Annotated in this window: 1 protein-coding gene; it reads left to right on the top strand. The window is 19.2% G+C overall.

The annotated features are described in order from the left end of the window. Window positions 1-175 precede the first annotated feature (175 nt). A complete protein-coding gene (locus B2G44_RS01240; protein WP_078123041.1) occupies window positions 176-529 on the top strand; it encodes an SVM family protein in 354 nt (117 codons plus the stop codon). Window positions 530-1,827: the final 1,298 nt, after the last annotated feature.

The following is a 1,827-nucleotide window of genomic DNA, read 5'->3' as shown; positions in this document are numbered from 1 at the left end:
GGAAAGCGGTGTGCTTGGAAACTTGCTCGCACCGTTTGGGCGGGGGCTGATTGTAAATAAAACAGCAAATACAAATCGCTGTATAAAACGCAATTAATCTATCCGTATTTGATTGATAAACCAGAAAGCTCTAAAAAAAATAATTATAAATAACTAACTAAAGGAGAATTAATTAATGTTCAAATTATCAAGTCAATTTAAAATAATAAGTATTTGTTTATTTGTTGTTGTAGGATTATTTTTAATTAATAATAAAAAATTATATGCTTTTCCTGGAATAAACTTAGATGTAAGAAAAAATCAAATACAAGGAGAAATAAATAGCTTAGTGATAGAAATGAGTAATATTTTTAACGATATGAGTATAGATTCTTCAACGCGTTTGAATAGAATGACTATAACTAATGATAGAATAAATATTTTATTCAATGAACTCGAAATGATAAATCAACAAATTAATATACGTGATATGCTCAATCTACAAAGAAATAATAATGAAAATCGACAAAATCATACTAGAAGAATTTAAAATAATTCAAATTTAATCATAAACTAAAGATCTCTTTGTCTCAGAGAGGTCTTTTTATTTCATAAATCAATATGGAGCTAAAAACTATATTAATTAATTAAAAAATATTTTAATCTTTATCAATTAATTTGATCTTGTTTTTAACAAGAAATAATTATTATTTTTTGTCGTTATATAAACCGCTAAAACCCACAAAAAAATCATTCGGAAAATTTATTTAATGATTAATAAAGTTAAACAATATTATAGATGATTTAAATAGTTCTTTTCTTGACTGCTTAATCAATAATTAATAACAAATTTAGTTTTATTAATTATTATTTTATTATTTATCACTTATTTATTAGATTTAATTGATTTTATTCTGAAATTTTGTATTTATTACATTTTTTTATTTTTTAAGAAAATATATCTTTTTATTATCCAAAAAAATTTTTAATAAAAAATAATTAATCATAAATATCGATATTTTAAATTAAAAAATAAATTATGAAATTAACATATTCAAAAATATATTAACACTTTGAAAATCACTTTGCATTACTAGTTAAATCCTTTTTTATTTTATGTAATAATTAAAAAAATATTTGAAAAAAATTTTACTTTTAACAAATAAACTTAAAAAACAATAAAAATAAATTCCATATCACAAACAAATTATTTGACAAAAATTAATTTAAATTTTTTTGATAATAATATTAGTGGAATTTTCAAAAAATATACATTCCGATATTAATAATTTTATAATCAATATTTTTTAAATTAAAAAACTAAATAAAATTAAAATATTAATAATAATTTAAATAAATATAAAATTTACAAAAAAAATATCAGAAATATCTAATTTTTTTAAACATTAGATTTAATTAGTGAATTAAAATATTATTTAATAAATATACAGACAATAAAATATTAAATAAATACAATTTATAAAAAAATAATATTAAATATACTTTTTAAAGTTGTTAAAGTTGAAAAAATAAAAAATTTTTAATTCAAATAATGTTATATTAACAAAATTTAGAAATTAAAAACAGTTAAAAATAACAAATGATAAGCTTAAAAACAAAACTTAGATTATTTTTCGGTCTAATCTCGAAATTGAAATATTTTAAAAAAGCCGATTTATAAAAAGAATAATAACTTTTACATAGCGAAAAAATGTTTAATATCTTTCTAAGGGCGCCAAAGAGGCCTAAATTTCGCGCTATCTAACCAATAGCCAGGGCCGATAAACCCTGAAAGGATATGGTCGGTTTAGTAAACGAAAGAATACTGGATTATAGCAGACCATAAAA

The sequence above is a fragment of the Candidatus Phytoplasma citri genome (genome assembly GCF_002009625.1).
GTDB lineage: Bacteria > Bacillota_I > Bacilli_A > Acholeplasmatales > Acholeplasmataceae > Phytoplasma > Phytoplasma citri.
Note: the sequence above shows the minus strand (reverse complement) of the source record. Positions and strands in the feature narration are given on the sequence as shown.